This window comes from Chryseobacterium sp. IHB B 17019 (genome assembly GCF_001456155.1).
In the GTDB taxonomy this organism is placed as follows: Bacteria; Bacteroidota; Bacteroidia; order Flavobacteriales; family Weeksellaceae; genus Chryseobacterium.
Window position 1 is genome coordinate 3,957,669 of the sequence record NZ_CP013293.1, and the last position, 25,385, is coordinate 3,983,053.

A 25,385-nucleotide genomic window follows, 5' to 3' on the forward strand; every position below is an offset into this window, starting at 1 on the left:
TAAATTAAATCGGTCTCAATCTTATCCTTAATCTTAATCTCAACTTAAAAATAAATCTCTCCAAAAGTCACGAAAAAGTCATAAATTTGCCACCAAATGAATATTTCAGCTTACATTTTAGAATATTTGAAACAATTCGGGACCGTTACAGTTCCGGGATTTGGGGTGTTTTCTCTTGAAAATTCCAAAGCAATTATCAATTCCGAAAATGGGAGCATTCTTCCTCCTGCCAGTCAAATCGTCTACTCGCCTGATTATGAGGTGCAATCTGATGAATTGGCGGCTTTTATCGCGAATCACAAGCAGATGACTTTGGAAGCGTCAAAAACAGATCTGCAGATTCAAACAGATTTTTGGAAGAAAAAATTGCAGGCAGACCAAACACTGGAAATTCAGGGTTTGGGAGAAATTTTCATTGAGGACGGCGAAACTCATTTTAAAGGAAACAGGCTGCAATCTGACCATCCCAATTTTTACGGCTTGGAAGAAATCATAATTTCAGACATTAATAATAAAAATCTGAAACAAAAAGTTCCTGTAAATTCTGAAAAGGATTATAAATTTAATAAATCAATTCTTTGGACTTTCTTGGTTATTATTCCGGTTTTAGGAATTATTTATGTAGCTTATACTCAACAGGAGCTTCTTTTCGGGAAAAAATCCTTCGATAAAACGAATATTTCCGTACAGACAAAAACCCACAGGATTGAAAAAGATACTGTGAAATTACATAGTTATACTCCACCGGTTATAGATTCTTTGAAAAAAGATTCAGCCGTTCAGCCGGCAACACAAAATGATGTCAAAAGTCCCACAACACACAACACTAAGACTAAATGGCAAAAGTAAAAAAAGCGTCAGAATCTCTGACTATCATGACAAATATTGTTCTTCCGAACGAAACAAATTCTTTGAGAAACCTTTTTGGAGGCGAACTGTTGGCAAAAATGGATCGCTGTGCATCTATCTCCGCAGCAAGACATTGCGAAAGAAGAGTAGTGACGGCTTCTGTAAACCACGTTTCCTTCAATCATCCGATTCCGGAAGGCGGAGTGGTAGTGTTGGAATCTAAAGTTTCCAGAGCGTTTTCCACATCCATGGAGGTTTACGTAGATGTTTGGCTGGATGATCCTATCAATCAGACGAAAGTTCATACCAATGAGGGAATTTATACATTCGTGGCTGTGGATGAATTCAACAGGCCAATTCCTATTCCCGATATGATTCCGGAAACAGAAGAGGAAAAATCTAGACATGCCGCAGCTTTCAGAAGAAAAGAGCTGTCATTGATTCTTTCAGGAAGAATGAAACCTTTGGAATCTGTGGAGTTGAAGAAATTGTTCCAGGAACCTAGTTAATTAAACACAAATAAGCACAAATGTTTTACACGGATTTTCACAAATAATTTAATAGTGTTACAATGGGATATTAGTGTAATTCTTTAAATTAAAAACATAAAGATGAAAAAAATATGAAAACGGATATTTCAGAAAATGATATATCGCGAATTGTTTATGAATCAGGTTATTTGGTTTATAAAAGCTTAGGGCCGGGATTGTTGGAAAGTGCTTACGAAGAATGCATGTTTTATGAATTAAGAAAGCATCATCTTCTTGTTGAAAAACAGAAACCGATGCCACTAGTTTATGATGAAGTAAAATTAGATATTGGATATAGACTCGATTTAATAATTGAAAATAAATTTATTCTTGAAATAAAATCTGTTGAATCTTTGAATGATATTCATCTGGCTCAGATTCTGACGTATCTTCGTTTAAGTAATTGTAAACTAGGGATGTTAATGAATTTCAATACACTTCATTTTAAAAATGGAGTTAAAAGAGTAATCAACGGAAATTTATAATAAGAATTAGTGTTATTCGTGAAAAAATTAGTGTCATTTGTGTTAAATTAAAAAAAATGAAGATCCTCCTTTTAGATAAGAACCACCCATTAATTACCGATCAGCTTTTAGAAAAAAACTTTATTCTGGAAGAAGATTTCGTATCTACTTATGATGAGGTTTGCAACAAAATCGAAAATTATGACGGGGTTATTATCCGAAGCAGAATTCCTTTGGATAAAAACTTTTTAGAGAAAGGAAAAAATCTGAAGTTCATTGCAAGAGTGGGAGCCGGAATGGAAAATATTGATATTCCTGTTGCTGAAAAACTGGGAATTCAATTAATTAATTCTCCCGAAGGAAACAGAGATTCTGTAGCGGAACATGTTGTTGGAATGTTATTGGTTTTAATGAACAGGCTTTTCATTGCATCACAGGAAGTAAAAAACGGAATCTGGCTGCGTGAAGAAAACAGGGGCGACGAATTAATGGGAAAAACTGTTGGGCTCATCGGCTACGGGAATATGGGGAAAGCCACCGCAAAAAGACTTTCGGGATTTGGCTGTAAAGTGATTTTTCATGATATTTTGCCCAACCTTTCAGATGAATATGCTACACAGGTTTCTTTGGAAGAATTAAAAGAAAAAGCTGAGGTTTTGAGCTTACATATTCCTTTGACTGAAATATCTTATTATTTAATAGACGGACCTTTTATTTCTGATATGAAAAACGATTTCTATTTTGTGAATACGGCAAGAGGGAAAAATGTAGAAACTAAAGCTTTAGTTGAAGCTATAAAAGCCGGAAAAGTAAAAGGAGCCTGTCTTGATGTTTTAGAATACGAAAAATCATCTTTTGAGCATTTGGAAACAGAAAATGAAGACTTAAAATATCTTCTGGAGTCCGAAAAAGTAATTGTGACTCCCCACATTGCAGGATGGACCATTCAAAGCAAGGAAAAGCTGGCGCAGGTGATTGTTGATAAAATTATAGCTTCATTTAGCAAATAACGTAACAAACGTATAACACTTTCGTATTTTAGCTTATTCGCTATTTCGTTCTTTTATGTTAAATAATTCATAATTCGCACTCAATATATAATAATTATTTTGAGTTTTATTAAATTGCCGCTCATTTTCGAAACTCATGAAGAAGCGTAATTTTGTACTTTTTTTAACTGTCTTTTTATTCCTTTTTTCCTGTAAAAAAAACTCTGAAAATCAAGATACTGTCGCCGGAAGTGCGACCGGTCTTCCTAATTACGGGAACGTAGATTTGAGTACTGTTTTCACAAAAGGAGATAGCGAACTTTCTGACAAAGCTTCTTTGGTACGATACATTGATCAGTATTATAAAAGGGTTTGGGAAGGGAGTAATCTTAGCGGCGGAGTTTTAGTTGCAAAAGGAGATGACATTCTTTATGAAAATTACAGAGGTTTTGCCAGAGAAGGTGACCAAAAAACGATTAATAAAAATACACCGCTGCACGTTGCTTCAGTTTCAAAAACGTTGACGGCAATGGCTATGCTGAAATTAGTGGAAGCCGGAAAAATAAAATTATCAGATCATCTGACCCAGTTTTTTCCCGGGTTTCCTTACCCAGATGTTACGGTAAAAAATTTATTATCTCAAAGAAGCGGCCTTCCGAAATACGAATATTTTATTACCAAAATACAACCCGCTCCGGCAGAGCTTTCAAAGACTTTTATTACAAATCAGGATGTTTTAAATATGATCATTAAATATAAACCTGATTTGGCCAGAGATACCGATACCGGCTTTATGTATTGCAACACGAATTTTGCCATGCTGGCTTTATTGATCGAAAAAGTAACGAAAGTTCCTTTTCCTCAGGCAATGAAAGAGATGATTTTTGATCCGCTGAAAATGAAAAACTCCTTTATTTTCCAGGAAAAAGATATCCCGACGGCTTCTCAATCTTTCTATTACGGTGGAAACAGGTTGTATCCTCTGGACAGGCTGGATCTTATCTATGGTGATAAAAATGTCTATACAACACCAAGAGATTTATATAGTTTTTCAAAAGCGATGTATTCTAAGGATTTTTTAAAGCCGGAACTTATGGAAATGGTTTTTACGCCTTACAGCAATGAAAAATTCGGGACAAATAATTACGGGCTTGGTTTCAGGATGAAAATTTTTGATAACGGTGAAAAGCTGACGTATCACAACGGGTGGTGGCATGGAACTAATTCTGTTTTTGCTCATTTGTTAAAATCAAAAGTAACGATTGTGGCCATCGGAAACAAATATTCAAACAGAGTATATACTGCATTGGCTCTGTCCGGGTTGTTTGAAGATTTTCCACCTCAGAAAGACAAGCTTCACAGCATTATGAGCGATGATAAGGATACTTTGAACGGTCATAACGAGGTTTATGGAGAATAATGTTTATTTTTGCTTAAACATATTCATGAAAAGACTTCTTCTAATATTTGTCATTGGTTTTCTTTTGCAGTCTTGTGCAAGAGTTGGTTCCCCTGTTGGTGGAGCAAAAGATACATTGGCCCCCAAATTTTTAAGCTCAAATATTGATACGACAAGAATTAATGTTCCAAGAGATATCAAAGAGCTCCGTATTGATTTTGACGAATATATAACGCTGAAAGATGTCAGCAAAAACCTGATTATTTCCCCGCCTATTAAAAATATTAAAAGAATTATTCCTTCCAATATTGCGAATAAATTTATTTTAATTCAATGGACGGATACATTGCAGGCGAATACGACATATAATTTCAATTTCGGGAACTCCATTGCCGATAATAATGAAGCTAATATTTTACGTTATTTCAATTTCGCTTTTTCCACAGGTGAAAAACTTGATGATCTCTACATCAGTGGAGACGTCAAAGATGCATTATCTATAAAAAATACTACTGAAAACAAATTTGTTGTCGGGCTGTATCAGGTAAAAGATACTATTAATTACAAGCAGAAGCCTTACTACATCACAAAAGTGGATGAGGATGGCTATTATGAACTGAATTATCTGTCTCCGGGACAATATAAGATTATCGCTTTTGACGACGAGAACGGAAACTCAATGTACGATCCCGGAAAAGAAAAGGTAGGTTTCCAGAAAGAGCATGTAGTTGTTGAAAAGTCTGTTTCAGGGTTAAATTTAAAATTATTTCCATCCAAAAAGCCTTTAAAATATGTCGAAATGAAAGAAACTCCTGGTGGTATCTTAATGACTTTTGAAGGTAAACCTAGTGATGTAAAAGTGCTTTCCATTAATGAAAAGCTCCAGAATATTAAAGCAACACATCGCCCAAAATCTGATTCTGTAAATATCTGGTTTGATGCGGTGAAAAGTAATGTTGGGCAAACGGTAACCGAAAATTTAAAATTCAGCTACAATGCAGACAATAAACAGGATACCGTTTCAGTATTTTATAAGTACAATACGAAAAACGCCATGGATATCAACAGTGATAATGGCGGGGGAATGTTGGCTCCAAAAGCAGATTTCAAGATAAGCTCGAATTATTATTTAGATAAAATCAATCCGGATAAATGGGCTCTGAGAATGGAAGGTGATACAATAAATACAGTCCCTTTCACAGCAAATATTTCTGAGACGAATCCTTATCAGATTTTGGTAAAATCAGATTTTGTATCAGGAAAAAAATATCAGCTGACAGTTCCGAAAGAAACGGTTTCATCTTTTTATGCCAAGAATACACAGTCCAAACGTTTTGATTTTGAAGTTGATAAAATTGAAAATTTCGGAAGCTTAACATTTAAACTGCAAAATGCGCCGTCTTCAAGCTACTGGATTCAGCTGGTTGATACTTCTGATAAAGTCTTATTCCAAAAATACACAAAAGGTGATGAGGTTAAGTTTAATATTCTGAAGCCTGGAGAATATATTGTAAGGATTTTGGTGGATAACAATGAAAATAAATATTGGGATGAAGCTGACTTCCAGAATGATATATTTGCGGAAGATTCTTACATCTATTATAAGGTAGTGGTTGTACGACCGCTTTGGGACAGTAATGAAAACTGGGATCTGAAAGATACAAGAGCTTTGGATACTTCAAAACTAAGCTTGCCGAAGACAAATACGAATACTCAGCAGCAGGATACAAAGAAAATGGATTTAAAGACTAATGATGCCGTGTTGACACCAACAAGGTAATGCCAATGAAAACGTTTAAAAAAATCCTTTTTTGGAGCTTATTAGGTTTTGCCTTAATTCAGTTTATTCCCACGGATAAAGTAAATCTGCCTGTTGATCACAAAGTAAATTTTGTTGATGCTAAAAATACTCCTGAAAAAATCAGAGGACTGATAAAAGGAGCTTGCTATGACTGCCATTCCAATGAAACGGTATACCCGAAATACGCTTATATTGCACCCATCTCATGGTCGGTGAAAAGCCATATCAACGAAGGAAGGGAGCATCTGAATTTTTCTGTTTGGGAAACTTATAATAAAGAATTAAAGGAAAGTATGCTGAGTAATTCTATTCAGACCATTCAGAATAAAACGATGCCAATGCCGGCTTATATTGTTTATCACAAAGAAGCCAATCTCTCGGAAGCCGAAAGAGTGTTACTGACAACCTATTTTGAGGAGATGCTGAAGTCTAAAACTTATTAATTCAAATAAAATTAACCACAGATTTCAAAGATTTGTACAGATGTTTACGTTTAACTTTCTATAAGAAAATATGCGCAATCATCTGTGCAAATCTTTGAAATCTGTGGCAAAATAATTTAAATATTTTTCAAATACCCTTCAAAAAACCTTTTTTGGGAATCAAAAGCAAGATCATCAAGATTCAATTCTTTTAACGGAATCCATGCCGCTTCTGAAATTTCAGATAATTCAAGATTTACTTCAAACTTCTCGGAAACATTATATTCATAAAAAAGGTCAATTGTATTGTAATCAATCTCTTTATATTGATAGACGTTTGGAAGGCTTGTTAAGTATTTTAAATTTGAAATATCGATATCAAGCTGCAATTCTTCAAAAAGCTCTCTTTTGCATGTTTCTTCTGCACTTTCCTTAGGATCTACAAAACCTCCGGCAAGATCAAGTTTGCCTTTTTTCGGGTCTCTGTTTCTTCTGGTAAGGTAGATTTCATCATTATGCCTGATCACGACAGCCACAGCTCCGGCTACGTTGTTGTATAATGTGAAATTGCAATTGGGACAGCTCCATTTTTTTTCGCCATCCCAATTCAGAGATTCTTTGCCGCAGCTTGGGCAATATTTCAATATTTTCATTGAGCAATATTAATATTTCTCGGGTGATATGACAGGATCACATCACGAAGTTCTTCGGTTTTCAGGTGGGTGTAGATTTCCGTTGTAGTGATGCTTGAGTGACCCAGCATTTCCTGAATATAACGAAGATCCGCCCCGTTTTGAAGCAAATGGGTAGCAAAAGAATGTCTGAATGTGTGTGGCGAGATTTTCTTGCTTACACCCGCTTTATCAGTCAGTTCTTTAATAATTAAAAATACAATTACTCTGGACATCGATGTTCCTCTACTGTTGAGGAATAGGGTGTCTTCATACTTTTTATTAATTTTATTTTTAGAACGGGTTTCCTGAATATAGCCTTCCAGCAATTCTGCAGTATAATCAGCCAAAGGAACGAAACGGGTTTTATTTCCTTTTCCATTTACCTTGATATATTGTTCTCTAAAATTAATATTAGAAATTTTAAGATCAATCAGTTCCGAAACACGAAGCCCACATCCGTACAATACTTCGATAATGCACTGATTTCTCTTTCCGAGATCAGAATTTATCTCTATAGCACTGATAATCTTGTTGATATCTACAAGGCTTAAGGTATCCGGAAGGTACAATCCCAACTTGGGGCCTTCCAGCAAAGAGGCCGGATTGTCATCACGATATTCATCCTCCAAAAGATATTTGAAGAATGCTTTAATGGAAGAGATCCATCTTGCCTGCGATCTTTCGCTGAATTTTTGTTTGGAAAGGTTGAAGATATACTCCTGTAGATTTTCATAGCCGATGGAATCCGGGCCGATGTTTTCCAGGTCTTCTTCTGCGTATTCTTTTAATTTTCTGATGTCCCGAATGTAGGCGTCGAGTGTGTTTTCTGAAAAATTTCTTTCGAATCGAAGAAAGATTTCAAAATCCTTAATTTTTTCATCCCAAGTCATTGTTGTGTTATTTTTTTAGTTCAATATCCGAAATTTGTTCTATTTCAATGTTATGGTTTCTAAGGAACGATATTCCGTCTTCGTCCGAATATTCATTAATATACACCAGCCTTGTAATTCCTGCCTGTAGAATGAGCTTGCTGCATTCTTTACAGGGCGAAAGTGTCAAATACAAGGTCGCACCTTTTGCAGATTGTGTAGATGCGGCCAGCTTTAAGATCGCATTGGCTTCTGCATGCAGTACATACCAGTGTGTTTTCCCGTCATCATCCTCACAGCAGTTTTCAAATCCTGAGGGAGTACCGTTGTAACCATCTGAAATAATCATCCTATCTTTTACGATAAGAGCTCCTACCTGCTTTCGTTTACAGTAGGAAAGTTTTGCCCATTCCTGAGCCATTTTAAGATAAGCTTTGTCAAACTTATTCATACCGCAGCATTGTTTTGTTTCGAAATAATTTGTTTAAGGTGGATAATTTTTAGAAGTTTGGCTTTCTTTTTTCAATAAAAGCGGTTACTCCTTCTTTTTTATCATCAAGTTCAAAAACTTCTCCGAAATATTTAATCTCGGCTTCAAAGCCTTTATCCGTATCTGATAAATTCACTGCGCGAATTGCCTTAGAAATTGCCATTGGTGAGTTGTGGGCAATTACGTTTGCTAATTCCTTTGTTTTGGTTAATAATTCTTCAATAGGAAACACTTCGTTTACCAACCCGATTTCTTTTGCTTTTTGAGCAGTAATCATTTTGGCTGAGAAGATCATTTCATTGGCAATACCTTTTCCTACAAGCTTCGGAAGCCTTTGAGTTCCTCCATAACCAGGAATTAATCCCAAAGTCACTTCCGGAAGACCCAATTTTGCATTCTCCGATGCATATCTGATGTGGCATGCCATAGCAAGCTCAAGACCACCGCCTAAAGCAAAACCGTTTACGGCTGCAATCACAGGCTTGGTCATATTTTCAATTTTGTTGAATAAAGTGTTGTGTCCGTTTCTGGCCAATTCTTCTGCCTTCTCCTGTCCGAAATCACTGAATTCTTTAATGTCTGCTCCTGCAACAAAAGACTTTTCTCCGCTTCCTGTAATAACAACCACTCTACAAGAAATGTCTGAATTGAGTTCTTCCAGTGCAGAACTTATTTCCTTAATCGTTTGAGCATTTAATGCATTTAAACTTTCAGGTCTGTTTATTATAATGGTAGATACTTTATCTTCTTTATTTAATAATATATTCTCGTAACTCATTTTCAGCATTAATATTATTTGTGCAAATTATAAATTTTTTACAAAAAAAAGGAAAAATATTAACTTTTTTTCCTTTATTATTGAAATTATTGTTATTCAATATAATTATTTGGAATGATTCATCATATTTGCATCGATAACGACATTCAGTTGAGATGCCACTTTCATGCCAAGCTCAATATTTGCTCTGAAAAAGTGACACAGCTGACGATTGATGATTTCATCTTTCTTCGGGCCGTTGATCTGGTTCATGCTTCCAACAATATTTGTAACAAGATTCTGCCTGTCTTCCGGACTCATCGCTTTTGAATATAATAATCCTGGCTGAGTATAATGATCATCATCGTTTTCATTTCTGTTGTAATTGGACACATGGGCGCTGTCTAATTCATATTCATAATTTTTATAGGAAGGATCCGGCTTAATGTCGTCAAAACTATTCGGGTGATAATTCGGCTTGTCCTGATACTGGCTTGAATCTGCCATAAAACCGTCTCGCTGGTAATTATTAACCGCAAAAGGGCATCTGTTCACTTCCAACAGGTGAGAATTTACGCCAACCCTGTATCTGTGGGCGTCGGGATAAGAAAATAATCTGCCTTGAAGCATTTTATCCGGTGAAAAGCTGATTCCGTTAATTAAATTGCTTGGTGAAAATGTAGACTGTTCAACGTGAGCAAAATAATTGACAGGAACTTCATTCAATTCCATTTCTCCCACTTCGATCATTGGGAAATCTTCATGAAACCACACTTTCGTAACATCAAAAGGGTTCCATCTGAAATCTCTTGCCTGCTCTTCTGTCATTATCTGGATATACATGGTCCATTTCGGGAAATCTCCGTTCTCAATGGCATTGCAAAGGTCTTCCTGTGCAAAATCCGGGTTTTCTCCCGCCATTTTTACGGCATCTTCGTTTGAGAAATTCTTTATCCCTTGTTTTGTAACGAAATGAAATTTTACCCAAACTCTTTCATTTTTATCATTAATCATGGAATACGTATGAGATCCGAAACCGTGCATGTGCCTGTATCCGTAAGGTGTTCCTCTGTCCGACATTAAAATAAGAACCTGGTGAAGAGATTCCGGATTTAGGCTCCAGAAATCCCACATCATGGTTGCGCTTTTCAGATTCGTTTTCGGAACTCTTTTTTGGGTATGTATGAAATCTGGAAATTTTTTAGCATCTTTAATAAAGAAAACAGGGGTATTGTTTCCTACCAGATCCCAGTTTCCGTCTTCTGTATAAAATTTTAAAGCAAAACCTCTAGGATCTCTTGCCGTATCTGCGCTTCCTTTTTCGCCTCCAACAGTGGAAAAACGAGCAAACATCCTGCATGAGTTTCCAACTTTAGAAAATAGTTTTGCTTTTGTATATTGACTGATATCGTGTGTCACGGTAAATGTTCCATACGCACCGCTTCCTTTTGCATGAACAATCCTTTCAGGGATTCTTTCTCTTACAAAATGCGCCAGATTTTCCTGAAGTATAAAATCCTGCAACAAAACCGGGCCTCTTGGGCCGACTGTCTGTGAATCCTGATGTTCAAAGTAAGGAGAGCCGTTGCTTAACGTTAATTTTTTAGAATCCATATGCTTATGATTTGTATGAATAATTTCTTAATTGCATTCGATGATGTAAAGGTAGTAAATATCAAATTTACTTGAGGTTTGTATAGGTATAATAGATTTTATTAATCTTATAGTATTGTAAAAATAAAAGAGCCATTACCGGCCCTTTGTTTATAACTGTCTGAACTATTCGTAAGTGTATAATCTTTTATAATCAAGTAAATCATTGATAGTAATATGGCGTTTTATATCATCCAGCCATGGCTGTAATGTCCGTTTATAAAAATAACGTCATTAAATAATCCAAAAGAATCATTTTGCAAATTTCTTCTAATCTCTACCTGTGCTTCATTAAAATTGTAATGAAGCGGATAGCTGCTTTCTTGGTTTAGTTTTTTTGAGTCCATAAGTTAAAATGTTATATTATTGATATTTTTTTCATGGAGTACTAATTTAGCTTAATATTTGAATAAATAAACATAAATCACCAAAAAGTTACTTATTTTAAAATTGTTTGCTGCTGATTATTAGATAATTGTATAGTATGAATAAATGACTGCATATCCTTGTTGATAGGCATTACCTTTCATTATCTATTTGAATTATTATTAAAAACTGAAACTGCTAAAGGCTTCAGTGAAAATTACTTTAATTTTTAATTACTAATAGCAAAAACATCATATCTTTGTAATAGATAATATTAATTAGATGAACATTCAGCAACTGGAGTATCTTATCGCTGTAGATAAGTACAAACATTTTGGTAAAGCAGCTCAGGCATGTTTTATTACACAACCAACGCTAAGTGCAATGATACAGAAATTTGAGGATGAACTGGATGTGAAAGTTTTCGATAGGACTACACACCCGATTCGTACCACAGATGTGGGCCTTCAGATCATCGATCAGGCAAAGGTTATCATAGAGTCTGTCAATGAGCTGAAGAATAAAGCCAATCTGCTAAATAATATTTTAGGAGGCACCATCAATATCGGAATCATCCCTACCGTTTCTTCTTTTATTTTACCTACTGAGATTTTTAAGTTTTTGGAAGACAACCCGAAAATCCAGATGAATGTAAAAGAGATGACCACGGATAATATTATTAAGGCATTGAAAGCCGGAGAGCTGGATGCCGGAATTATCTCTACACCTTATGATACGGCTGATGAATTCTATCAGGACTTCCTTTTTAATGAAGAATTGATGATCTACAGCTCCGATACTGAGGCCAACAAGAAAAATTCTTACGTAGTTCCTGAGGAATTAAATGTAGAAAAAGTATGGCTTCTTGAAGAAGGAAACTGTCTGAGAAATCAATTTGAAAATATCTGTCACCTGAAGGAAAATACTTTGAAGCCTAAAAATCTGGATTTCTTAGCTTCAAATATCCAGACGTTGGTACACATGGTAGATAAAGTGGGAGGAATCAGTATCCTGCCTGAGTTGGCATTGAGCCAGCTTTCTGAACGCCAAAAAGAAAATGTTTTCAGATTTAAAAAGCCTTTCCCATACAGAGAAATAAGTATTATTTACTACAAACCGACATTTAAGCAGAAAATTATTGATGAATTATCACATTCTATCAGAGCTGCATTAGAGAAAAAGCTTAATTATCATGAAAGTCCTAAAGAATTTGTGAGCATAAAACCACAATAGCTTTGTTGTTAACGCTTTATAAACCATTAATTTAAAGAAATAAAAATTAGTAAACAAAAGTTTTGAGTATTAAAAAATAGTACTTAAATTTGCCAACGTTTACGAACGAGGAAAAATTTGACCTGATTGCAACCTCTATAAAAATATGCTAAAACAGTAATCTTTTTTAGTCTTTTCCGGGCAATTTATTCTTATTTTTCTTCGCAATTTTAATCTAAAAAACAAAGAATAATATGTCTTATTTATTTACATCTGAATCAGTTTCAGAAGGACATCCGGATAAAATCGCTGATCAGATTTCCGATGCATTAATCGACCACTTTTTAGCTTACGATAAATCTTCAAAAGTTGCCTGTGAAACACTTGTTACAACAGGGCAGGTAGTTTTGGCTGGTGAAGTGAAATCTGATGCCTACCTTGATGTACAGACTATCGCAAGAGAAGTGATCAACGGAATCGGATATACGAAAGGTGAATACATGTTCAATGGTGACTCTTGTGGAGTTATTTCTGCCATTCATGAGCAGTCTCCGGATATCAATCAGGGAGTTGACAGAGTGGTAACCGACGAATCTTTTGAAGCTAAGGCAAATGCTCAGGGTGCGGGTGACCAGGGGATGATGTTTGGATATGCAACCAACGAAACAGCGAACTACATGCCTTTGGCGCTGGATTTAGCACATACTATTCTTAAAGAACTTTCTGCAATCAGAAGAGAAAATACAGATATTAAATACCTTCGTCCGGATGCAAAAAGCCAGGTAACTATTGAATATTCTGATGATCACAAACCAATCAGGATTGATTCTATCGTGGTTTCTACCCAACACGATGATTTCGGAGCTGAGGAAGAAATGCTGAACAAAATCCGTGAAGACATCAAAAGTATTTTGATTCCAAGAGTTGTAGCCCAACAGACTGAGGAAATAAAAGTGTTATTCAACGATCAGATCAAATATCATATCAACCCTACAGGAAAATTCGTAATCGGTGGTCCTCACGGAGATACAGGTCTTACAGGAAGAAAAATCATCGTTGATACGTATGGTGGAAAAGGTGCTCACGGTGGTGGTGCTTTCTCTGGAAAAGATCCTTCAAAAGTAGACAGAAGTGCTGCTTATGCAACAAGACATATTGCTAAAAATCTAGTGGCTGCAGGTGTTGCTGATGAGGTTTTGGTGCAGGTTTCTTATGCAATTGGAGTTGCTGAGCCTTGCGGATTGTATATCAATACGTACGGAACGGCAAAAGTAGATCTTCACGATGGTGATATCGCGAAAAAAGTGTCTACAATCTTCGATTTAAGACCTTACGCAATCGAACAAAATTTAAAATTGAGAAATCCTATTTATCAGGATACAGCATCATATGGCCACATGGGAAGAGAGCATTATGTAGCTGACAAAACCTTCAATAAAGGACAGAAAAACGAGTTAACTCTTACAGGATTGGAATTCTTTACATGGGAAAAACTTGACAAAGTAGAAGAAATTAAAGCCGCTTTCGGAATTTAATTTTAGACTTAAATAATAAATAACTGCTTTATCTTTCCGGTAAGGCAGTTTTTTTTAATTTTACACCTAAATAGATTTAAGATGATGAACGCCAGATTCGCGATTACAATATTTTCCGTATTCTTTCTAAGCATATTTGCTAAAGCTCAGTATACCATGCATAAAATGATAAGTGTAGGATATACCTATCAAAACCAAAGCTTTGGAGAAGTGGGAGGGAAATTACTTTTCCTGAAAAACGATGATGTGATTTACCGCTTGGGAGGCTCTGCATTGATGGGTTCAGCCAATTCCAAGTTTGCCATAATGCCAAAATTATCAGCAGATGTTTTGTTAAATTTTGAAAAAAATGTAGACTTCTATCATTCTTATTATTTCTTAATCGGTGCGGAAGGAACCAATAAATATGTTGCTCCGAAGATCGGCGTTACCCTTTTCGGCATATTAGACCTCACCGGCGGCTATGCTTTTCCTATCGGGGACAGCGGAATAAATGGAAAAGAGCTAAAAGGTTTAAATATTAATTTTACACTAAATGTGCCTACTGTATTCATTCATGACATGTTTAAATGATTTATTTTAAATTTTTCTCGTAAAAAATTAATAATTGGTTAACAGTTATTAATTTTTTATTATATTTACATCATATAAAATTGTACCGCCTATTGATTTGACTTTACTCTGAAGAATTGTTTTGTATTTACAGTTGTCACCAGATAAAATATCTGGACGAATGACTGTCAGCAAATATTTATTGAGAAGAAAAGTTATGAAATCAAAATCGGATAGTTTACTAATTTCCCTTTACCAGAAAGGAGACGAAGAGGCGTTGTCAACCCTTATTCATCGTCATCAGAGAGAACTGTTTACATTCATTTTTTACAAAATTAATGATGAAGATCTAGCCAATGATGTATTCCAGGATACATTCATGAAGATCATTGTAATGTTGAAGGAAGGACGCTACAACGAAGAAGGAAAGTTCATTCTTTGGGCAAAAAGAATCGCCCACAATCTTATTATCGACCATTTCAGATCAAAATCAAAAAACATCAAAGTTTCAGAAACTACTTTTGAAACAGATGAATATTCTATTTTTGATCTATTAAGAGAACCTTCGGAAAATATTGAAGACCAGTTGGTAAGCAATCAGATCCAGGAAGATCTTATGAGAATGCTTCAATTTTTGCCACAAAATCAGCAGGAAGTCATCAAACTTAGGTTTTTTGACGGATTAAGCTTCAAAGAAATTGCCGATCATACAGACATGAGCATCAATACCACGTTGGGAAGAGTACGTTACGCGTTGATAAACCTGAGGAAAATCATGGACGAAAATAATATTATCTTGACACGATAGATAATAATTTTGGGAAATTCTCGTTTTAAGGAAAAACATTCATCGCCTATGAGAAAAAATGATTCCTTAAAAGTGAAAACTTTGAAACCTAAGAAACAAACGATTGAGTTTTTGCTCAATTTTTCAAAGAACCTTGAAGTTGTAAAAACTGAGAGAAAGAGTTACCCGATTTCCAAAAATTAAAATTAATTTTGTGCTGTATGAAAATTCAGCACATTTTTTTTGACCTGGACAATACGATTTGGGATCACCGCAAGAACGCTTACCTTACTATCAAAGATCTTTTCGAAAAAGAAGAAATTACTTTAAAATATGCTATTGATTTTGAGGAGTTTCATTCCGTTTATCATGAAATAAACGAGAGGCTCTGGGAAAAAATCCGCGATGGGATTATTGGTAAGGAATATCTGAGAAAGCACCGTTTTTACGATACTTTTAAACATTTTAATATTGATGATGAAGAGCTGTCAATGTATTTTGAGGAGCATTTTTTAGATAAAATTCTTAATCATAATGAGTTGGTGGAAAGCGCAGAATATATTTTGGAATATCTTAAAGCTAAAAACTACATATTGCATATTATTTCCAACGGTTTCAAAGAAGTAACGGAGAGAAAATGCATTTTATCCGGAATTGCTAAATATTTTCAAACCATCACCAGCGCGGATTCTGTTGGCGTAAGAAAACCGAATCCTAAAATTTTTGAATATTCTTTAGGCTTATCTGATGCCCAAAAAGAAAACAGTATTCTGATCGGGGACGATTGGATTGCAGATGTTGTAGGCGCACAAAGTTTTGGAATGGATGTTATTTTCTTTGATGTTCTCAATGAGAACAGGGAGGAAGAAGGATTAAAAGTCATTAAACATCTGTTGCAGATTAAAGAATATTTATAAAAAACAAGAAGCCTTCATATAAGGCTTCTCATCAAGAAATTTTCATCAGTGTTTGTGTTTTTAGCTTGTAATTGAAGAATTTCTGTTATTTATATTGAAATATTTTTCATCGCTTTTGCGGCATATTCTTCTTTTAAGTCCGGCTTACTTTGTGCTTCTATCCTGAAAACTGTAACATCAGTAATGCCGATGAAATCAAGAACGGATCTAAGATAATTTTCAGTATAATCCAGATGTTTTCTAGGGCCTTCACTATAGATACCTCCTGAAGAAATTGCCAGATATACTTTCTTGCCGGTCACCATTCCCTGAATTCCGCTGGTAGAATGTTGGAAAGTAATATCTTTTCTTATCAGGTGATCCAGCCATGTTTTTAAAGTAGAAGGAATACCAAAATTGTACATCGGAACATTGATTACAATGACATCGGCATCCATTACCTCGTCCACTACTTTATCGGATAATTTTAATGCATCTTTCTGCTGCGGTGTTCTTTTTTCATCAGCAGTAAAAAAGGAAGTCATCTGTATTTCTTCAAGGTGAGGAAGTGGCTCTTGTGCTATATTTCTTAAAGTAACCGTATTGTCGGCGTATTTTTCCTGTAGTTTAGTTACAATGGCATTCCCTAATTTTGTACTTGCTGAAGTGCCATTAACAGGGCTCGAAATTATATTTAAAATTTTCATCATTTTATTATTTATTGTGTTTATACCTCCTGAAGCTATTCGTTTTTATTTGTATCCTTTTTTTACGGCATCATTTAATTGCCAAACTGTTGTAGCAAAATCAAGTCCTAAAACATTATAAACGTCATGAGCCTTAGGATCAGCATTATCTCTTAATAATTCTACTGCTGCAGTTGCATAGTCCGTTAATGGAATGCCCAAAGTGGTAAGTCTCTGGATACCAGCTACTCTTTTGCTTTCGTTAAATGTCCCTGAGGCATCAAGAATCACTCTTGCATCGTATCCGGCTTGTGTAGCAGAGATTGCAGGAAGAGAGGCACAAACTTCAAGGGAAATACCCGCAATCAGAATTTGTTTACGTCCTGTTGCCTCCACAGCTTTTACAACTTTGGGATCATCCCATGCATTGATTACGCTTCTTTTAATGATCGTAACATTCGGTAATGCTGCAGTAAGCTCAGGAATTACCGGGCCCCATAAACCGTCAGACCCCACAGCTGTAATAATAACGGGAACTCCCATGATCTGTGCTGCTTTGGCCATTGCTACTACGTTCTTTCTTAGTTCAGCGGTGCTGATATCTCTTACTCCGGAAAGAAGTCCAACCTGCTCATCTACTAAAAGTAATACAGTATTTTCTTTTTGAAGGATAGGTGAAGATTTTTGTTTTATGGTTTTTGTCTGGGCATTAATGTTTATTAATCCCATTAATGCAATTAGTATTAAACTTAAAAATTTTGGTTTCATTTTTTTTCTTAATTTTATATTGCAAAGTTAGGGACAGAAACAGTAGTTTTCTCATTCACTATCTTATAGGATAGGTAATAATCAATACACTAAATAATGATGATCAATACACTAAATTTTAATGAAGACTATCTGGGAAAACTGGAACAGAATATCTGTTATAACAAAATCCTTAATATGGCGGATACCATTGATGTTCTAACAGGAAAATGGAAAATCCCCATCATCATTTGCCTTTCATTCAAACCAAAAAGGTTCAGTGAAATTTCCAGGGAATTAAAAACAATTACTGACCGGACTTTATCCAAAGAACTGAAATTTCTGGAAGAAAACTTACTGATTACAAGAAATATTATTGATGAATACCCTTTGTCAATAGAATATCAGATAACGGAACACGGGCTGTCTCTCACCAAAATTCTTATGATTTTGAGAGAGTGGGGCGAAATTCACAGAGAAAGAATCCTTGAAAGCCACAGAAGCACTAAAATATAAAAAGCGGTATCAACATTGTGACACCGCTCGTTATTATTTAGATAGAATTATTTAAACTCCTAAGCTTTCTCTTACTCTCTTAATGGTTTCCAGAGCGATAACTCTCGTTTTTGCTGCTCCTTCCTGAAGTTTTGCTTCCAATTCATCAAGATTGTTCATATAATAGTTGAAAGTTTCCCTTTCTTTTTCAAATCTTGTCAGAATCAAATCCAAAAGCTCTTTTTTTGCATGCCCATAACCGAAATTTCCGGCTAAATATTTAGCTCTTAATTCTTCTGTCTGCTCAGGATTTGCAATCAATTGATAGATGGCGAAAACTTTATCAGTTTCAGGATCCTTCGGTTCTTCCACGGATTTTGAATCTGTTTCGATGCTCATTACCTGTTTTTTCAGTTCCTTTTCAGGTAAGAAAATATTAATGATATTTCCTCTGGATTTCGACATTTTATGACCGTCTGTTCCGGGAACATATTTGGTGTCTTCCTGAAGCTCAGCCTGTGGTAAAGTCAATACTTCACCCATCTGATTATTAAATTTTACAGCGACATCACGGGCAATTTCCAAGTGTTGAAGCTGGTCTTTTCCCACAGGGACAATCTCTGCATCATACAATAAAATATCCGCCGCCATTAAAATAGGATACGTAAACAAACCTGCATTTACATCCTGCAATCTGTCTGCCTTATCTTTAAATGAATGCGCTAAAGTAAGTCTCTGATAAGGAAAAAAACATGATAAATGCCAAGAAAGTTCACAGGCTTCTGCAATATCGCTCTGTCTGTAAAAATATGTTTTTTCGGTATCCAATCCACAAGCAAGCCAAGCCGCAGCAATCTCGTAGGTATATTGTTTTAAAACTTTAGCATCCTTAATCTGCGTTAAAGCATGTAAGTTTGCGATAAATAAAAATGATTCGTTTCCTTGCTGTTTTGATAGCTCAATCGCAGGAATGATAGCACCCAACAAGTTTCCAAGATGTGGTGTTCCGGTGGCTTGAATGCCGGTAAGAATTCTTGACATTGTTTAAAATTTATATTTAAAATTAATGAATTGCAAATTTACGAGAATCAGTTTAAAGTACACTAAAGGTTGTACCACTGATTTCACAGATATTTATATTTTTAGATGCAAAGATTTTATTAGCTCACTTTTTATAAGAGAGGGCAAAGGCAAAAAAATTGCTGCGTGAAGCTTGAAAATCCAGCTTCATCAAATCAACTTGTTGATTCTTCTTGGCCCACTTAAAGCTGTTTATGGTTAATTTAAAACTTTGCGGTTAAAAAAAATTGAATAAAAAATCAAAGAGAAAAAATCAAGGAATCAAAATTTTCTCTCCGCCAAACTTTGGTTCAACACCGAAAATCAAATCCCAATAAGCCTTTGTCTTAGCCAGATACTCTCTCATATTGGTTTTAAAGCCGGCATATTTATTTACATCTTTAGCATTATATCCGAACGCATCTATTCCGTTTTGCTTAGCTAAAAATACAGCTCTTTCATTATGGAATTTTTGTGAAATAATAATAAGCTTAGTCTGTCCGAAAATTTCTTTAGCCCTTACTACAGAATCCAGAGTCCTAAAACCGGCATGATCCAGGAAAATTCTTTCTTGCGGAATTCCGTATTTTGTTAAAGTCAGCAACATGTCTTCTGGCTCATTGTAGTCTTTTGTACTATTGTCGCCGCTTACGATAATATATTTTATTTTACCGCTTTTATACAGATCCACGGCTGCCTGAATTCGGTTATAAAAATAGGCGTTGGGTACACCACTGTTGAGATTTTTGCTGGTTCCAAGAAGAAGTGCAGTTTTGGTTTCAGGAATATCTGCAATATTGTAAGAAACGTATAAGTCACTGTTTTTCTGAATGCTGTAATTTGCCCAGGCAATAAAAATAATTCCTGCAACAATAAGAAGCAGGAAAATTTTAAAAAGATTTTTTATATTTTTTTTCATCTAATGTAAAATATTCTAAAATTCGAGTCCGTTCGGGAATGCTTTTTTTCTGAAGACTAATAAAAAAATAGCTCCCACTGTAATTGCTGAATCTGCTACATTGAAGATATATTTAAAAAATTCAATATGTTTTCCTCCGATTAATGGGACATTTTCAGGAACATTCCAGTCTACCAGCGGGAAATGAAGCATATCAACTACACATCCTTTCATGAAAGTAGAGTATCCTTCACCAAAAGGGACAATTTTTGAAATCCCGCCATAGCCGATCCATCGGTCGATACTTGCATCGTATACTGTTCCGCTATCGAAAATAAGCCCGTAAAACATACCGTCGATCAGGTTACCAATTGCTCCGGCAAAGATCATAGCCATCGGAATCAGAAGATAATTGGATTCGCCACGCTGCAACCATTTTTTGAATAAATAAATCATTCCCCCGATTAAGAAAATTCTTACAATTACCAGGAAATATTTCCCGATTACGCCGCCGAAATGAAGCCCGTAAGCCATTCCCGGATTTTCCACGAAGGTAAGTTTGAAGCCCGGAAATACCGAAATACTGTCGTCCAGGTTGAAATGAGTTTTAATATAAATTTTTGAAGCCTGATCTATTAATAAAATAAGAAACGTTACAAATAATATCTTTTTCATAAGAGAATTGAATTGTTTTAATGATGATATGAACCGCCTTGCGATTTCATTACAATCCTTTTGGTTTAAACGGTTTTCCTATTTTTTCGTTTTTTTGATCGACAATTTTCTTGATCGTTTTCTGGTTGTGGTGGGTATTTTTGGTATGGAATTTCTCGAAACGAATGTTCATTTCTTTCAAAACACTTTTCAGCGCATTCAGTTCCATTGCATTTTTGGTGTGTACTATTATAGATTCCATTTTTCTCTATTTAAATTTTATTTTTTGGACAATTCATCGAGCCTTTTCCTATCTTTTTCAGATAAATCATTGATTCCGTTTTTACCCATCTTACTTAATAGCCTGTCGATTTCTTTTTCCCTTTCGCGCTTATCAGAATTAAATTTATCGTCCATCGTATAGTTCTTTTCCTTGTCGGGAAAGAACCTGTTTTTGATCCAATTCCTATTGAAAAACGCTAAAACGGCAACGACAATTATTCCTAAGATTAATAATTCGCTCATGGATATAAATTAAAAATTAGGTTTATAAAGTATTCATGAAATACAATATAAACCCAAATTTATTTTAATTAACCTTGCGGTTATTTCTGCATATTTTTCGCTTCAATGCTCAATGTTGCGTGAGGAACCGCCAGAAGCCTTTCCTTAGGGATTAATTTACCTGTCACCCTGCAAACGCCATAAGTTTTGTTTTCAATTCTTATTAAAGCGTTTTTAAGATCGCGTACAAATTTTTCCTGTCTTCCGGCCAAAATAGAATTTTGTTCTTTACTCAACGTTTCAGCACCCTCTTCAAAAGCTTTGAAAGTAGGGGAAGTATCATCAGTCCCGTTATTCTGGTCGTTGATGAAACTCTCTCTGATCAGTTTCAAATCGTTTTCGGCTTTTTCTATTTTTTCCTTAATAATAGCTTTAAATTCCTGCAAATCAGCATCGCTATATCTTACTCTTTCGTCTGACATGTTCTTTTCTCTTTTTTAATAAAATTATGAAATGGAATTTGAAAAACAATAACTATATGTTAATTTTTTTCAACATTTATCTTAAAATTAACCTCATCTATTTCGATTTCGTTAAAATTTGAAAGTGAAGATACAATTTCTATTTTATTTGACAAGACCTCCGATGAAATATATTCTTCATTTTTCTTTATATCATTTAAGAATGGAGAATTCTCTTCCAAAGCAATTGAAATTTTATCAGTTAATTCAAAATCTTTTTCTTTTCTAAGATTCTGGATTCTGTTGATAAATTCTCTTGCAATACCTTCAGATTTCAATTCATCTGTTAGCTTCAAATCTAATGCCACAGTTGTTTTCCCGTCGGAAGTCACCGTCCATCCCGGAATATCTTTTGTTGAAATTTCTACATCTTCAAGAGTAATTTCATACCCTTGGATGTTCATTTTTCCTTCTTTTTCAAGCTCTGAAATTTGTTCTGGAGTAAGATTTGAAATTTCTCCTCCAACTGTTTTCATGTCTTTTCCAAGTCTTGAACCTAATGTTTTAAAGTTCGGTTTTATTTGTTTTACAATTAAATGTGATGCTTCTTCAGCGTTGATTAACTGTATTTCTTTAACATTTACTTCTTGCTTAATTAATTCTGCAACCGCTAAAATTTGTTCTTCCGTTTTCTTATCCAAAACAGGAATTAAAACTTTTTGTAACGGCTGGCGAACTTTCACGTTTTCTTTCTTTCTCAAAGAGAAAACCATACTCGTAATACTCTGTGCCAAGTGCGTTTTTTCAACCAGATCCTGATCGATTAAACTTTCATCGGCAACCGGAAAATCCGTCAGGTGAACAGACTCAGCTTTGTCTTTTCCTGTTACTTTATTTAAATCCTGATACAATTGATCCATAAAGAACGGTGCAATTGGCGCAGATAATTTAGCAACAGTTTCCAAACAGGTATACAAAGTCTGATAAGCAGAGATTTTATCGTCTGAGTAATCTCCTTTCCAGAAACGTCTTCTGCATAATCTTACGTACCAGTTACTTAAGTTGTCATTCACGAAATTGCTGATCGCTCTTGCCACTCTTGTCGGTTCGTAATCTTCGTAGAATGCTTTTACTTCTTTAATTAATAAATTTAATTCAGATAAAATCCAACGATCGATTTCCGGGCGATTTTCCACTTCTTTTTCAGAATAATTGAATCCGTCCACATTCGCATACAAAGCAAAGAATGAATAGGTATTATAAAGTGTTCCGAAGAATTTTCTTCTAGTTTCATCAATTCCTTCGATATCAAATTTCAGATTTTCCCAAGGATTTGCATTTGAAACCATGTACCAGCGTGTAGCATCAGGTCCGTAAACCGCTAATGTTTCAAACGGATCAATTCCATTTCCTTTGGATTTTGACATTTTCACACCGTTTTTATCCAAAACAAGTCCGTTACTCATTACATTTTTATATGCAACCGAGTCAAAAACCGCCGTTCCGATGGCATGAAGCGTGTAGAACCAACCACGGGTCTGGTCAACACCTTCTGCGATGAAATCTGCGGGGAATGCTTTATTAGAATCGATTAATTCTTTATTTTCAAAAGGATAGTGCAGCTGTGCATAAGGCATTGAACCTGAATCAAACCAAACGTCGATCAAGTCGCTTTCACGTCTCATTTCTTTTCCTGATTTTGAAACCAAAATTACTTTGTCAACAATATTTTTATGTAGATCGACCAAAGCATAATTCTGCTCAGACATATTTCCAATGATAAAACCTTTGAACGGATTTTCTTTCATAAATCCTGCTGCAACGGATTTTTCGATCTCGTTGTATAATTCTTCTACAGAACCGATGATGATTTCTTCTTTCAAATCTTCAGTTCTCCAGATTGGCAATGGGATTCCCCAGTATCTTGAGCGTGATAAATTCCAGTCGTTTACATTTTCCAGCCAGTTGGCAAAACGGCCTTCTCCTGTTGATTTTGGCTTCCAGTTGATTTCTTTGTTTAAATTAACCAAATTCTCTTTTACAGCGGTCATTTTAACAAACCAAGAATCTAACGGATAATATAAAAGCGGCTCATCAGTTCTCCAGCTGTGTGGGTAACTGTGAACGTATTTTTCAACCTTAAAGGCTTTATTTTCCTTTCTTAATTTTAAAGCAATTCTTTCGTCAACAGATAAATACGCTTTTAAGTCAGAAATAATGTATTTTAATTGCTCCTTCTGAATGTTGAATTCTGTGTTTTTTTCATCATCACTCAGATATTCTCCTTTTACATATTCATTGGTAAAACCATAGATTTCATCTTTTACAATAGATAAAAATCTTCCCTGTAAATCTACCAAAGGAACCGGGTTTCCGTTTTCATTTAAAACCAACATTGGCGGAACTTCTGGGGTAGCTTCTTTGGCTACTTTCGCATCATCTGCACCAAAAGTCGGCGCCGTGTGAACGATACCTGTTCCATCTTCCGTTGTCACAAAATCTCCTGAAATTACTCTGAAAGCATTTTCCGGGTTTTGGTAAGGTTTGGCATAATCTAATAACTGCTCATATTTAATTCCAACTAAATCAGCACCTTTGAATTCTGCTAGAATTTTATAAGGAATAACTTTACTTTCTGAAGTGTAATTCACAAAATCTTCGTCTGTTCCTTCACTATATTTTTTTGCAAACTGTTTTCCAACCAATGCTTTAGCCAAAACAATATTGATCGGCTCAAAAGTATATTGATTGAAAGTTTTTACTAAAACATAATCGATTTTTGGTCCGACAGTCAAAGCTGTGTTAGATGGCAATGTCCAAGGAGTTGTCGTCCAGGCTAAGAAGTGTACGTCTCCAAAACCTTGTAAAAACGAAGGTAATGTTTCCGGTAATGTCTTGAATTGTGCTACAACCGTTGTGTCAGAAACATCACGGTAAGCTCCGGGTTGATTAACTTCGTGTGAAGAAAGTCCGGTTCCTGCTTTTGGAGAATAAGGCTGGATCGTGTAACCTTTGTACAATAATCCTTTATCATACAATTGTTTCAACAACCACCAAACCGTCTCCATATATTTTGACTTATACGTGATATACGGATCTTCAAGGTCAACCCAATACCCAATTTTTTCGGTAAGGTTGTTCCAAACATCGGTGTAACGCATTACCGCTTCGCGACAAGCTTTGTTGTAATCTTCAATAGAAATTTTTGAGCCAATATCTTCTTTAGTGATTCCTAATTCTTTTTCTACGCCCAGCTCCACAGGAAGTCCGTGTGTATCCCAACCCGCTTTACGGAAAACCTGCTTCCCGTTTTGGGTCTGATAACGACAGAAAATATCCTTTAATGCTCTGGCCATAACGTGGTGAATTCCGGGCATACCATTTGCTGAAGGTGGACCTTCATAAAAAACAAACTCAGGTTTCCCCTCACGAATCTCAACACTTTTATTGAAGGTTTTATTTTGTTTCCAAAATTCCGCTACATTCTCTGCAACATCAATAAGGTTGAGGTTTTTGTATTCTTTAAACTGGCTCATTGTAATATCTCAATATCGTTGATTAATTAAGTTGGCAAATTTACTAAAATTTGTCGGTTTATAATATATGTTTTATTTTGAGATCATCTATTAAAAACTT

The 25,385-nt window shown here is 35.3% G+C and carries 27 protein-coding genes; 13 read left to right on the plus strand and 14 right to left on the minus strand.

From position 1 onward, the window contains the following. Positions 1-96 precede the first annotated feature (96 nt). The 7 genes from ATE47_RS18310 to ATE47_RS18340 all read left to right on the plus strand — a co-directional run bounded on the left by ATE47_RS18310 (position 97) and on the right by ATE47_RS18340 (position 6,475). Positions 97-849 carry a hypothetical protein gene (locus ATE47_RS18310; protein ID WP_062163313.1) on the plus strand — a complete coding sequence of 251 codons (753 nt, stop codon included), beginning with the start codon at positions 97-99 and terminating at the stop codon, positions 847-849. Then, entirely contained in the window at positions 837-1,358 is a 522-nt protein-coding gene (locus ATE47_RS18315) for an acyl-CoA thioesterase (RefSeq protein ID WP_062163314.1), read from the plus strand. Before ATE47_RS18310 ends, ATE47_RS18315 begins: the two co-directional genes overlap by 13 nt. A gap of 113 nt (positions 1,359-1,471) precedes the next feature. Continuing rightward, complete coding sequence (locus ATE47_RS18320) at positions 1,472-1,864, plus strand: GxxExxY protein (RefSeq protein ID WP_228376293.1); 393 nt, start codon at positions 1,472-1,474, stop codon at positions 1,862-1,864. Positions 1,865-1,920: 56 nt separating this feature from the next. Then, positions 1,921-2,853, plus strand: coding sequence for a 2-hydroxyacid dehydrogenase (locus tag ATE47_RS18325; protein WP_062163315.1), 933 nt, complete (start codon positions 1,921-1,923; stop codon positions 2,851-2,853). Between the two features lie 136 nt (positions 2,854-2,989). Further along, positions 2,990-4,252: a serine hydrolase domain-containing protein gene (locus ATE47_RS18330; protein WP_062163316.1), complete on the plus strand. Its 1,263-nt coding sequence runs from the start codon at positions 2,990-2,992 to the stop codon at positions 4,250-4,252. 25 nt (positions 4,253-4,277) lie between these two features. Next, positions 4,278-6,011 (plus strand): Ig-like domain-containing protein, encoded by a 1,734-nt coding sequence (locus tag ATE47_RS18335; RefSeq protein WP_062163611.1) that lies wholly within the window; start codon positions 4,278-4,280, stop codon positions 6,009-6,011. A 5-nt stretch (positions 6,012-6,016) separates the two neighbouring features. Further along, the gene (locus ATE47_RS18340) at positions 6,017-6,475 is read left to right on the plus strand and encodes a heme-binding domain-containing protein (protein ID WP_062163612.1); all 459 of its coding nucleotides are present in this window, start codon (positions 6,017-6,019) and stop codon (positions 6,473-6,475) included. A 116-nt stretch (positions 6,476-6,591) separates the two neighbouring features. Here the strand turns inward: ATE47_RS18340 and ATE47_RS18345 are convergent, their stop codons facing one another. From ATE47_RS18345 to ATE47_RS18365, 5 genes are all read right to left on the minus strand, one after another. Then, complete coding sequence (locus tag ATE47_RS18345; protein ID WP_062163317.1) at positions 6,592-7,107, minus strand: NUDIX hydrolase; 516 nt, start codon at positions 7,105-7,107, stop codon at positions 6,592-6,594. After that, positions 7,104-8,018 (minus strand): site-specific tyrosine recombinase XerD, encoded by a 915-nt coding sequence (gene xerD, locus ATE47_RS18350; RefSeq protein ID WP_062163318.1) that lies wholly within the window; start codon positions 8,016-8,018, stop codon positions 7,104-7,106. The genes ATE47_RS18345 and xerD overlap by 4 nt, the downstream gene beginning before the upstream one ends. Positions 8,019-8,025: 7 nt before the next feature. Further along, a complete protein-coding gene (locus ATE47_RS18355) occupies positions 8,026-8,448 on the minus strand; it encodes a deoxycytidylate deaminase (RefSeq protein WP_062163319.1) in 423 nt (140 codons plus the stop codon). Positions 8,449-8,497: 49 nt separating this feature from the next. After that, a complete protein-coding gene (locus tag ATE47_RS18360; RefSeq protein WP_062163613.1) occupies positions 8,498-9,265 on the minus strand; it encodes an enoyl-CoA hydratase-related protein in 768 nt (255 codons plus the stop codon). Between the two features lie 105 nt (positions 9,266-9,370). Next, entirely contained in the window at positions 9,371-10,858 is a 1,488-nt protein-coding gene (locus ATE47_RS18365) for a catalase (RefSeq protein WP_062163320.1), read from the minus strand. Between the two features lie 687 nt (positions 10,859-11,545). Between ATE47_RS18365 and ATE47_RS18370 the strand changes: the two genes are divergently transcribed. The 5 genes from ATE47_RS18370 to ATE47_RS18390 all read left to right on the plus strand — a co-directional run bounded on the left by ATE47_RS18370 (position 11,546) and on the right by ATE47_RS18390 (position 16,266). After that, a complete protein-coding gene (locus tag ATE47_RS18370; protein ID WP_062163321.1) occupies positions 11,546-12,496 on the plus strand; it encodes a LysR substrate-binding domain-containing protein in 951 nt (316 codons plus the stop codon). A 233-nt stretch (positions 12,497-12,729) separates the two neighbouring features. Next, a complete protein-coding gene (gene metK, locus ATE47_RS18375; protein ID WP_062163322.1) occupies positions 12,730-14,010 on the plus strand; it encodes a methionine adenosyltransferase in 1,281 nt (426 codons plus the stop codon). A gap of 81 nt (positions 14,011-14,091) precedes the next feature. Further along, complete coding sequence (locus ATE47_RS18380) at positions 14,092-14,583, plus strand: hypothetical protein (RefSeq protein WP_062163323.1); 492 nt, start codon at positions 14,092-14,094, stop codon at positions 14,581-14,583. Positions 14,584-14,779: 196 nt separating this feature from the next. Next, positions 14,780-15,370, plus strand: a complete 591-nt coding sequence (locus ATE47_RS18385) for an RNA polymerase sigma factor (RefSeq protein ID WP_062163614.1) — start codon at positions 14,780-14,782, stop codon at positions 15,368-15,370. A 200-nt stretch (positions 15,371-15,570) separates the two neighbouring features. Then, complete coding sequence (locus tag ATE47_RS18390; RefSeq protein WP_062163324.1) at positions 15,571-16,266, plus strand: YjjG family noncanonical pyrimidine nucleotidase; 696 nt, start codon at positions 15,571-15,573, stop codon at positions 16,264-16,266. 89 nt (positions 16,267-16,355) lie between these two features. Here ATE47_RS18390 and ATE47_RS18395 read toward each other — a convergent pair whose 3' ends face one another. Beyond that, on the minus strand, positions 16,356-16,955 hold the full coding sequence (locus ATE47_RS18395; protein WP_062163325.1) for an FMN-dependent NADH-azoreductase: 600 nt from the start codon (positions 16,953-16,955) through the stop codon (positions 16,356-16,358). A gap of 42 nt (positions 16,956-16,997) precedes the next feature. Next, complete coding sequence (locus tag ATE47_RS18400; protein WP_082632638.1) at positions 16,998-17,699, minus strand: isochorismatase family protein; 702 nt, start codon at positions 17,697-17,699, stop codon at positions 16,998-17,000. Positions 17,700-17,795: 96 nt separating this feature from the next. Between ATE47_RS18400 and ATE47_RS18405 the strand changes: the two genes are divergently transcribed. Then, entirely contained in the window at positions 17,796-18,194 is a 399-nt protein-coding gene (locus ATE47_RS18405) for a winged helix-turn-helix transcriptional regulator (protein ID WP_228376294.1), read from the plus strand. 51 nt (positions 18,195-18,245) lie between these two features. Here the strand turns inward: ATE47_RS18405 and trpS are convergent, their stop codons facing one another. The 7 genes from trpS to ileS form a co-directional block, all read right to left on the minus strand. Further along, positions 18,246-19,214 (minus strand): tryptophan--tRNA ligase, encoded by a 969-nt coding sequence (gene trpS, locus ATE47_RS18410; RefSeq protein ID WP_062163326.1) that lies wholly within the window; start codon positions 19,212-19,214, stop codon positions 18,246-18,248. A 292-nt stretch (positions 19,215-19,506) separates the two neighbouring features. Next, the gene (locus tag ATE47_RS18415) at positions 19,507-20,151 is read right to left on the minus strand and encodes a SanA/YdcF family protein (protein ID WP_062163327.1); all 645 of its coding nucleotides are present in this window, start codon (positions 20,149-20,151) and stop codon (positions 19,507-19,509) included. 15 nt (positions 20,152-20,166) lie between these two features. Continuing rightward, positions 20,167-20,805, minus strand: coding sequence for a lipoprotein signal peptidase (locus ATE47_RS18420; RefSeq protein WP_062163328.1), 639 nt, complete (start codon positions 20,803-20,805; stop codon positions 20,167-20,169). A gap of 49 nt (positions 20,806-20,854) precedes the next feature. Then, positions 20,855-21,046, minus strand: coding sequence for a DUF2683 family protein (locus ATE47_RS18425; RefSeq protein WP_062163329.1), 192 nt, complete (start codon positions 21,044-21,046; stop codon positions 20,855-20,857). 17 nt (positions 21,047-21,063) lie between these two features. Then, positions 21,064-21,309 (minus strand): DUF6576 domain-containing protein, encoded by a 246-nt coding sequence (locus ATE47_RS18430; protein WP_062163330.1) that lies wholly within the window; start codon positions 21,307-21,309, stop codon positions 21,064-21,066. Positions 21,310-21,389: 80 nt separating this feature from the next. Beyond that, on the minus strand, positions 21,390-21,770 hold the full coding sequence (locus ATE47_RS18435; protein WP_027378898.1) for a TraR/DksA family transcriptional regulator: 381 nt from the start codon (positions 21,768-21,770) through the stop codon (positions 21,390-21,392). A gap of 59 nt (positions 21,771-21,829) precedes the next feature. Further along, on the minus strand, positions 21,830-25,285 hold the full coding sequence (ileS, locus tag ATE47_RS18440) for an isoleucine--tRNA ligase (RefSeq protein ID WP_062163331.1): 3,456 nt from the start codon (positions 25,283-25,285) through the stop codon (positions 21,830-21,832). Positions 25,286-25,385: the final 100 nt, after the last annotated feature.